Genomic DNA, 9,488 nt, shown 5'->3' on the forward strand with positions numbered 1-9,488 from the left:
TGTATGATGAGCTTGGTGCACCGTTCATGGAATCGCCGTTCGAAAGGATTGATGCGTTGCGATTGCTTCTGCTGTGGGAGGGCGAACTCAGCCGCTCCCGCCTGAAGCACCTCTTTAATCTCGGGGAGACGCGCGCGAGTCAGTGGGTGCGGGAGTTTCGCGACACATTTCCGCAATGGGTCGACTGGGATACGAGAGCGCGCCGTTATCGCGCCACGTTCGCGGCGTATCGGGACACGGAGCGGGACATGGCATCGTCGGGCGTGCGTGCGGCGTTGCTTACCCGCTACTTGGCGTTGACTGGGCTAACGCTTGACGATCCAGGCAGACGTGACGACGGCATTGCCTGGGCAACCTATCCGGAGCTATCCGCACCTGAACCGAAGGTATTTGCGACGCTGCGTTCCGCGATCGAAGGGCGTCGCGTCGTCGAAATTACGTATTGCTCCATGCGCAATCCGCAGCCTCACGAGCGGGTGATTGCGCCACATGGATTGATTCGCGCAGGCCGCAGATGGCATGTTCGGGCGTGGTGTGAAAACACGCAGACATTTCGGGATTTTGCGCTCGGACGGATTGCACGGGCTCAGATGTTAGAACGAGGCGCGACGCATGGCAGCGACGCAGACAACGCCTGGAGCACGGTGGTACCGGTCCGTTTGATTGGACATCCTGCCCTGTCCGAGGCGCAGGCATTGCTGATCCGAAACGAGTATTTCGGTGGCGCATCGAGTCGCGTGGACCATTGCAGGGGGTGTCTGGTGTCGTACTACCTGCAGGATCTCAGAGTTGCGGTCGACGTGCGCCGGGATAGCGCGCCCGAGTATCAACTTGCGGTCGATAACCTCGACCAGGTGCGACCTTGGCTATTTCCATGAGCACTGCCAATCTCGACATTCTGGCCGGTGCCGCAGCGTCGCAGCTCTTTCAGCGACTGCCGGACCGTCTCTTTGCCCCGCTTGCGGCTACCAATCGGCAACGGTATTGGACGCTGCTATGCCTGTTGCACAGGAAGCGGTTCGGGCCCGATGCTCCGCTTCCGCCAATGGACGGGTTCCCCGCCCGGGAGATCACGGCGGACATCGAGGAAGCACTCGCGGAAATGGACGATTGGCGCGACGACGAGGGCACGGCGCCGGTCACAGATCTGAATATCCGCGCAAACATGGTGCTGCAGGTCCTGGTCGACGCGGGATGGCTCAAGGTAGGCCGACAGGCATTCGAAAAGCGCCTGCTGATGGCGCCCGCCGTCAATCACTTCCTTTCTCAACTGGTCGCTTTTGCGGAAGCAGGGCCGGTGTTCGTAGCGGGCAAGATTCGCACGGTGGAAATGCATCTAAAGCAGGCCATCGAAAGCGGGGAAGGGTCTTCGCTGATGGAGGCCGCGGAAACCACTCGCAACCTACTCGAGCATGTTCGCAACACTGGCACCAGCATTCGCGACTTGATGGATCGTCTGGGCACCGATGTGCCAACCCGCGAATATGTCCGGATGTTTTTCAGCGAGTACATCGAGGAGGTTTTCATCGGCGACTACCGGCAACTGCGTACGCAGGATCACCCGCTCGCCCGGCGCAGTCAGATACTCGCCCAGGTCGATGCGATGTGTGTCAACGAGACATGTCGCGACGCATTGATTGCGTGGTACCAGACCCGCCGTGCCGAGGGCAATGTGCTGCGCGCCACGCGGATGTTCGAACGTGACGTGGATCGTCTTCATGAGCTATCGCGCATCGACGAGTATCTGGACCGCTTGGACGATGAAATCCGGCGCGCTAACAAGCGGGCTCTCGTCTATCTCGACTATCGCATTCGCTCGCTGCGCCCGTTGGACGAGGTCATCCAGACCACAATCCAGCAGATCACGCAGAGTTCCGCCAATAGTCACCGAACCGCCCTGGCGCCTGGGTATCTCATTTCACCGACGGCGCTTGCCGAACCTCGTCGTCCTATTGTTCGTGCTCCGGCGGACGCTTTACGCACGCGCTCACCCAGCTACGCGGATCTCGCTCGCGCCGAGCTACTAGTGCGCGCCCGAAACGCGCGCACGGTGACTTCCCCCAAATTGGCGGCATGGGTGCTCACATGGCTTGATGGCTCGGACCACCTGGAAAGCGAGGAGATTCCCATCGAGAGCATCGAGGCCCTGCGTGCCTGGCAGACGCTCTCGGCGTTGGCCCTGTCGATGAGTTCGAACTCTCGACACCTCTATGCTACGGCGACCTCCATGGCACGCGGTTTCCGAGTGGCGTTCAGCGATGCCGAAGAGCGAGCACACGAATATATCAGTGGCCAACCGTTCTCTGTCATTCGAACTAGGAGAAAAGTCTGATGGCGTTCTGGGATGACATTGCGGCTGGCTCGCGCGGGATGTACGGGGTATCCGATTTCGAGAGCGCCGCGTACCGCCTTGTGGCAGAGCAGGTTTTGTATCACTCGGACATGCGCGCACGGTCCGACTACAACCTGGTGGAGCACTACGAGCGCGACTTTCGGCGTGCGCTGGATATCGTGGGCGTCGACGTCGAAGTCAACCGGCAACTCCGATATGCGTGCGCGGTACCGCGCAACGGCCGGAGCACGGTCGCCACAACCAACCAGACGCTACTCGCGCTGGTTCTGCGGGCCATCTATGATGACGCGGCCCGGCGTGGTGACCTGACGGATGACGGTGAAGTCGTCTGCGATATCGTCGAGCTTGCTCAGCGGTACACCCTTATGACGCAACGCGAGCTTCCCGCGAAAGGCGAGTTCGATGCGGCAGTCAAGATGTTGCAGCGATGGGGCATTGCACGGCATCTGGCCGACCCGGAACATGACGGAGGCACGATGGGTACCGTCGGCCATCCAGGCGCGTTGGCGATTCGGCCCGCCATCGTTCAGTTGCTCGGGGAGACCGCGCTGGCGCGGCTTGCAGCATGGTCTAAACCATCAGGCGACACGGCTCAATGGGCAGACGCCTCCGTAGTGGGCCACGAAGATGATATTGCCGATGGTGACGCCGACGAAGAGGGAATCGAAGAATGACTATTTCATTACATGCTGTTCATGTCGTGCAATTTTTCATGTTCGATGCGAAGACCATTGAAATAGCCGACATCTCAGGTATCTTCGGACCGAACGGCAGCGGTAAAAGCTCGCTGGTGGACGCGGTGCAGATCGCCATGTTGGGAGCGAACCAGCGCCTCGCCGCATTGAACGCGCAAGCCGACGAGAGCAACAAGACGACGCGGTCTATTCGGAGCTATTGCCTCGGGCAATACGGAGAAACGGCTGAGCAGCGGGTGCGTGATCATGCGACGACATACATCACGCTCGTATGGCGGGACGACGAGGCGCGCACGTCGGTATCGATGGGCGTGTGTATCTACGCGTCGAGCGACACGGAAGAGCACGAGGTTCGGGGCCTTTATCTCGTGCCGGGGATCGAACTGAGCTTGGGTGACCATTTGTCGCTGGAAGGAGGCGAGCGGCGCCCAAGAGACTGGAAGACGTTCCGGGCGGATCTGATTCGACGAGCGAAGGCCGCCAGCGACGACGAGGTTCTATATTCCACCTCGAAGAGCTATGTTCGCGCTGTGCTTACACGTTTGCGCGGCGACGGTGGTATCCCTGACCACGAGGCATTTCAGCGCGCCTTCCGGTTTGCGCTGCGTATGCGTTTTGATAAACCTGTCGACCAAATCGTTCGGGACGAAGTCCTGGAGGCGCGTCCGACCAATATCAAGCGATTTCGTGAGATCACCGATACTTTCCTAAAACTGAAAATCCTGGTGGAGAAGGTTTCGGCGCAAATTGACGCGGGTGCGCAGGTTCTCGGGCATCTCGACAAGGCAGCGGAACAAGAACGGCAGGCTCAGACATGGCAGGTCCTTCGGCAGGATGTGGAGACCGAACAGGCCCAGGATGTCGCCAACCAGGCCAGAACGAAGGCGCGCGAAGCGCAGGATGCGCTCGAAATCCTCCAGGAAGAACTCGCCGAGCAGCAGCGCGCGGTTGAGGAGGCGGTGAGGGCACGATTGGCGGCGGTCGAGCAGCGAGACGGACACACCGCGCATCAGCACCATGGCGTGCTGCAAAGTGCCGTCCAGACGAACGAGGCAGCCTCTCGAGAGCGCCTCGGTTACCTTTCGGGTTTGCTCGCTGAAATCGCGAAGGTCTTTCGGAACGCATCGCGGTCCGCGCATCTCGGATCGCTCGCCCCCGCGCTCCAGCGCGAATGTGATGCACTCGTCGGTATGAGCGGCCAGATTGCACTGGGCATGGACATTGAGTCGATTGCCGCACGTTTGAAGTCGGCGCTGCAGGTTGCACATGCCGCATGGGATGCGCTGATTCAGAGCGGGCGCCACTTGTCCGCCGAGATCGACGAACTCAATAGCCTGAAGTCAGGGCTGGAAGCAGACCTTGAGCGTGCGAAAGAAGGGCATGTCCAACTCTCCGACAAGGTTCGTCGACTACGCTCGGAACTCCGCGAACATGGCATTGACTCCACCCCCGTTTGTGATGTCATTCGGGTCACCGATCCAGATTGGGAACGGGTGGTGGAATCGTATCTTGGCCTGTCCAATCTGGAGGCGCTCATTGTCGAAGAGCGGCATGAGAAAAAAGCGTTCGAACTGTATCGCCGAATGTCAGGACGCGGCGCGGTATACGGTGCGAAGATTGTCATGTCGAGCCGTTTCTCGGCGCCAAAGTCCGTGGGAGCAGGCACCGTCGCTGAGTTAATCGAAGGTGATCTGCCGGTCGCGGTAGCGTTCGTCCGCAATCTGTTCCGGGACATTCAGTGCGTGAGTACGAGCGACGAAGCAATGCGTGGCGGACGGACGCTCACAACCGATGGCATGCTCACAGGCAAGGGAACGATGGAACGGCTTGCCCCACTTCAGGAGCGTCGGCTGGGCGTTCGTGGCGAAGAGCAAAAGGCAGGAATCGAACTAGCTTTGCGCGAGTGCCGTACTGATCTTGCCCGCAAGACCGGCGAGCGGTCATCGCTCGATGCGTTCGAGCGTATGCTGCGAGAGATTCCACCCGAGTCCCGCGCCATCAAGGACATCCGGGATGGTTACGCCAGTGCCATCGAGTCCCAGACCCGGGCAGACGAGTATGCCGCACAGTTGCGCAAGCTGTCGGACGAAGATTATCTGGCGCTCTGCGAGCGTGTCAGGCTATGGGAAACTGAGGAAGGGAAGTTGCGCAATGCCCAGACGGAATTGTTGCGTAAGGAGGGCGCTGCAGGGCTGAACGTTGAGCACCTCGAGCTAGCGGCAAAGAGGGCGGAGGCTGCCGCCGACGAGCTCAGGATCAAGCTCAATCAAGCTCGCCAGAGCCCATTGTTCGACAGCGTGTACGCTGACGAACAATGGGACCGCTTACTGGATAAATTTCCGCCGGGCGACTACGCCCGGATGATCGACGATTGCAGGAGTCGAGCGAGGAACCTCGAAACTCGCCAGCAAACCGAGATAAATCGTGGCATGGCGTTGCTTGGAACGTTTCTCACCGACTATCGGGAGCAGCTTGATGAGCGTACTGGGGGAGACTGGCAGCTCGCTCGCGAGTGGGTGAAGACTCGCGTCGACCATTTGCGTGGCACCCAATTGGTTGAACATCAGGCGGAGATGGAAGAAGCGTATCGCGCATCACAGGAAACCTTCCGGACCGACGTCGCCGTGGCACTGGCGAACAATCTGGCATGGCTGGAAGACACGATCGACCGCCTCAACAGCGTCCTGAAGACCTGCCCGGTGTTTTCCAATGGCGAGCGCTATCAGTTCGTCCGCGTCCCTCGTTCAGAAAACGAGAAACTGCTCAAATTCATCAAGGATATCGCGGCGTATGGTCCAGATGACACCTTATTGGGCAGCGCTGGCGAGATTCCAGAGCAGTTCAAGACACTGCTCGAGGAAAAGTCCACACCTGGAGCTGGCAGTGCGCGCACGGCGCTTGATGACTATCGCGAATTCTTCATGTTCGATATCGAGATTCAGCGGGAAGATCCCGAAACACGAAAGACGAAGACGATTGGGCACTTGAGCAAGCGAATCGGTCCGGGCTCGGGCGGCGAGCATCGAGCACCGCTCTACGTGATCGCTGGGGCCGCGCTCGCCTCTGCGTACCGTCTGAGTCGCGTTTACCGCAATGGCATCCGGCTTATTCTGCTCGACGAAGCGTTTCATCGGATGGACCAGACGAACATTACGGCGACCATGCGTTATTTTGAAGACCTCGGCCTGCAGGTGTTCCTCGCCAGCCCGGGGGAGAATCTCGGCATTCTGACCGCATTCCTGCATCGATACTATGACATCGTGCGCGATCCGGAAAACAACGTCGTGATGCTGACGGGTCACGATGTAGACGAGGAGGCGCGCGAGCTGATGCGCTCGGACCAACTCGAGTTTCACCCTGAATTGCTGGAAGCCGAGATCGCGAGGATTCGAGCCGAGCGTTCGGTGGCTGCGTCACCAACTGCAGCGGAATAACGAATATGGACGCCCTAGCGACTATGCTGTTGACGAAGCTGCTCGCCACTGGCGAGATGGTGTCGGCAGGCCGGCGTACCCGAGCAGCCTCCCTGACTGGCAGTGCGCTCAAACCTTACTCCGAAAGCCGTCATTTGCTCGAGCGCGAATCCTTCGAGGCAGCTGTGCGTGCGGCGGCAGATGCCGGAGCGGTTGCGCTTGAATATGAAAAAGGCCTGGGCAGCGACCGTCCCATCGTTCGAATCACCTTGCTGGATGTTGATGCTTTAGCGATCTTCCTTGGCCAGCCGACCCGACATTCGATCGCGGCCCAGGCGCGCGCATCTCTTGCGGGTTGGTTCGAGACTTTTCCCGTCCTCGAGTCGGTTTTTTCACGATGGGAAAGCTTGTACAAGGTTCGCGGAATCGGGCCGGAGAGGGCGATGGATTGGGCTGATGCCGCTGCGGTGATCGTTCATATGACACACGACACGCGCGTGCGCGAAGAAGATCTTCCCATACGTGAGGTGAGCGCAAAACTGTTTCTCGACAGCAAACGGATCGAGCAGCTAACAGCTCCGCTCGATGTGCTGCTGTCGGGCGATATCGAAGCAGAGCCGCGCGTCCCGTCGGATGTCTGGGCGGAGGTAGGGTTGCGGCGAGAGGACCAGCCCGTTCGTCTTGCGGGGGCGGTCGTGGTGCGGCGTCAGCGGGTGAGTGCGTTGCTCGACACACCGTACGGCGCCTTTCCTGCTCCGACTGTCTTGGGTATTGATGGTGCACCGGCGTTCGTGCTGACCATTGAAAATCAGACGACGTTTTACAGCGAGGCGAAGCGCCGGGCTGACGATAATGTGCTGCTCATCTACACTGCGGGCATGCCGTCGCCCGCCTGGCGCGCGATGTACGAGCGACTGCTCGCTGATTTACCATCTGGTACGCCGGTACTGCACTGGGGCGACGTAGATGAGGGGGGATTCCGGATCGCGGCGAACGTCGCTGAAGCTGCCCGACGCGCTGGGCATGTGTTGCAGCCTTATAGAATGAGTCCGGCAGACATCCCGGAGGACCGGCGGCGCCCAGTCGCCGGCGGCCAGGCCGGACGCATGCGGGCGTTTGCAGCCAAAGCTGGCTGGGCCGAGTTGGCAGTTGTGCTTGCCGAGTCGGAATTTACCGCGGAGCAAGAGGTTCTGGATTGAGGGCATCCAGCTTGGCGGGCAAGTACTTTCCAATCCTGAAAGGTGCCTGAATCTGTAGGTGGTGCAGGGTTTATCCTCTCGACGGCCGTTGGCATGTTTCGCCGAATCGTGTGTGATTCGCACACTGAAAGCAAGCGTACTTCCTCGCCGTCACGGCGCAGCGGCGACGGCGTGTATTCTGACATGTCTCCAAGGTGCGATGCTCGACGGTGGGTCCGCGCACAGCGAGCCGCTGGCGGCGTCAGCTCTTTGACGCCGCTTTTGCATCCAGAAAGTGGCGTGAATTTATGTTTTACGTTTGATCACTTCTGACCTGGCTTGATCCAAACGGATCTTCATAAGCTCGATTTCATCAAATATCTTGTATTTCGCTGGTTTGCTAACTCTGTTTAATCTTTCGATCAATCTCGATAGCATCCAGACGCAGCCAGAAAATAAGGCAACAGATTCAAGAAAAACGACAATGTTGGCTGCTTTCTCAAGCGGCGAAGCGTGCGGCCCGATTGTCAAGGCGCCGACCATTGCTACTGCGCCCCCAAAATACCAAGATCGCAGCGAAAATTATATCCCTCAATGTATCGGCCACCAGCGAGGACGAATTTTCAAGATATTGCAGCGTTCGGTTTTGAAGTTCAAAAAAATTTTACCTTCATATTGCGATATTTATTGAATTCTCGTTTTTTCACAAATTTTAATATTGTCGGGAGAATTTTTGCGACACCAAAAATGGGTCCAATCGCAGCCGCATAATGATTCATCGTTTGCACGTCAATAAACGTCATGTCAGTCTCTCGCACTGCTTTGTTGTTAAGTGGGGTCCTGCTCGACGGAGATTAAAGTATTCAATTAGCCTAAGAAACGGCGAAAGAGCGCCTATCTAAGGGGGCTTTCTGAGTGTGACATTCCAAGTGCAGCCGGATCGCCACACTTCGGCCAGCCCGCTTGGGAGAATTTCCCCAACGGACGCATCAGCTACAGCGGTACTCGCCAGTGTCGTCGTACCGCATCCATCCTAACGTGGCGATTGCCTGTACGCGTTCTCGGTGTCTCAAAATCCCGCAAGACGGACTTTACTCCGCGGTAGGATCTCTGACAAAACTCGCCCATATTCGCGTTTTTGTTCCGAAGCACCGTGCTCGGCAGCAAATCGGTGAATGACGAATGGGTCAGAACGGCCGCGTAGCAAACTTGTGAATGTGCGATTCGACGGGGCAAGTTTGTGAATTTCGAAGGAAAACCTACCCGCATTCACACTTTAACTCCGAAGCACTCTAAACTCGGCACAAAGTTGCGGCGCAGGGTTTCGCGGCGTTTAGCACCCAAAAAGTGCCAAATTTAGTTCCCCGCGCTCTTTCGACGGCAAACCGCACATTTATGCTCCGGCGCACTGCACTGACGTACAGAAATGCCGGGGGAAATGTCGGCAGGTTCATTGATAGACAGAAATCCATATGGAAAGAGACGAAACTGCCTCTTTTTGTCATTTCCACCCTGATTTCTGTACAAACAGCCTGAATTACCACCCACACTTCTGTCCCGTCGATAACTTGATATGAAATCGCCTCGGCGCGTTTTCTCCACCTAAAGCATGATTTATTGGCTGCGAGGCGCCGATGCGGCAATTTCGGAGGGCATTAGGTGGATTTCGGGCGAATTTCATATCAACTTTGCGTTGATCCTCTAACACGACATCTGAATTTTGGACTCACAAATTTTGTCGAGGCCAGATTGAAATGTCCGGTTTCTGGCTAGATAGAAATGTCCGGTTTCACATTGGTTTTGGTCCTGTTTCTTTTTATGTTTGTGGGTTGGGGCGGCGCAGCCGCCC

General features: G+C 57.9%; 6 protein-coding genes. All 6 read left to right on the forward strand.

Going from position 1 to position 9,488, the window contains the following annotated elements; translation table 11 throughout:
• Window positions 1-26: 26 nt before the first annotated feature.
• The 6 genes from F3J20_RS25980 (at window position 27) to F3J20_RS26005 (ending at window position 8,330) form a co-directional block, all read left to right on the forward strand.
• The gene (locus F3J20_RS25980) at window positions 27-878 is read left to right on the forward strand and encodes a WYL domain-containing protein (RefSeq protein WP_167285042.1); all 852 of its coding nucleotides are present in this window, start codon (window positions 27-29) and stop codon (window positions 876-878) included.
• A complete protein-coding gene (locus tag F3J20_RS25985; RefSeq protein ID WP_167285044.1) occupies window positions 875-2,332 on the forward strand; it encodes a Wadjet anti-phage system protein JetA family protein in 1,458 nt (485 codons plus the stop codon). Before F3J20_RS25980 ends, F3J20_RS25985 begins: the two co-directional genes overlap by 4 nt.
• Window positions 2,332-3,027 carry a DUF4194 domain-containing protein gene (locus tag F3J20_RS25990; RefSeq protein WP_167285045.1) on the forward strand — a complete coding sequence of 232 codons (696 nt, stop codon included), beginning with the start codon at window positions 2,332-2,334 and terminating at the stop codon, window positions 3,025-3,027. The genes F3J20_RS25985 and F3J20_RS25990 overlap by 1 nt, the downstream gene beginning before the upstream one ends.
• Window positions 3,024-6,482, forward strand: a complete 3,459-nt coding sequence (locus tag F3J20_RS25995; protein WP_167285047.1) for an SbcC/MukB-like Walker B domain-containing protein — start codon at window positions 3,024-3,026, stop codon at window positions 6,480-6,482. Before F3J20_RS25990 ends, F3J20_RS25995 begins: the two co-directional genes overlap by 4 nt.
• Window positions 6,483-6,511: 29 nt before the next feature.
• A complete protein-coding gene (locus F3J20_RS26000) occupies window positions 6,512-7,660 on the forward strand; it encodes a DUF2399 domain-containing protein (protein ID WP_167285049.1) in 1,149 nt (382 codons plus the stop codon).
• Window positions 7,661-8,021: 361 nt separating this feature from the next.
• Window positions 8,022-8,330, forward strand: coding sequence for a hypothetical protein (locus F3J20_RS26005; RefSeq protein ID WP_167285050.1), 309 nt, complete (start codon window positions 8,022-8,024; stop codon window positions 8,328-8,330).
• The last annotated feature ends 1,158 nt before the right edge of the window (window positions 8,331-9,488 follow it).

The organism is Paraburkholderia sp. Cy-641 (assembly GCF_011752945.1).
Lineage (GTDB): Bacteria > Pseudomonadota > Gammaproteobacteria > Burkholderiales > Burkholderiaceae > Paraburkholderia.

Excerpts from the sequence above, each read along its gene's own strand:
- F3J20_RS25980 (WP_167285042.1), top strand. The coding sequence starts at position 27 with ATGGAATCGCCGTTCGAAAGGATTGATGCGTTGCGATTGCTTCTGCTG.
- F3J20_RS25990 (WP_167285045.1), top strand. The coding sequence starts at position 2,332 with ATGGCGTTCTGGGATGACATTGCGGCTGGCTCGCGCGGGATGTACGGG.
- F3J20_RS25985 (WP_167285044.1), top strand. The coding sequence starts at position 875 with ATGAGCACTGCCAATCTCGACATTCTGGCCGGTGCCGCAGCGTCGCAG.
- F3J20_RS25995 (WP_167285047.1), top strand. The coding sequence starts at position 3,024 with ATGACTATTTCATTACATGCTGTTCATGTCGTGCAATTTTTCATGTTC.